This is a genomic window from Priestia sp. SIMBA_032 (genome assembly GCF_046535215.1).
Classification (GTDB): Bacteria; Bacillota; Bacilli; order Bacillales; family Bacillaceae_H; genus Priestia; species Priestia aryabhattai.
Window position 1 is genome coordinate 1 of the sequence record NZ_JAWRXD010000693.1, and the last position, 271, is coordinate 271.

General features: G+C 32.5%; 1 protein-coding gene. It reads left to right on the top strand.

Annotated elements, in window-relative coordinates; all coding sequences use genetic code 11:
• Window positions 1-61: 61 nt before the first annotated feature.
• Window positions 62-271: cysteine hydrolase family protein (locus SB717_RS36045; RefSeq protein WP_486360799.1), on the top strand; the 210-nt coding region annotated here is incomplete at its 3' end.

The window sequence follows — 271 nt, forward strand, 5'->3', positions numbered from 1 at the left end:
GAATCCTCTCTACGAATTGAATAAATTTATTTGAATATGAAACTCGGAGGCAGATAAATATATGAAAACAGCTCTTTTACTCGTCGATATTCAAAACGATTATTTTCCAAATGGAAAGATGGAATTGCGTAATCCAGTAGAAGCAAGCGAATATGCTAATCAGTTATTACAACACTTTAGAACAAACAGCGAATCTATTTTTCATATCCAACACGTAGCTATAAAAGATAACGCTACTTTTTTCCTACCTAATACAGAAGGTGTGCATATT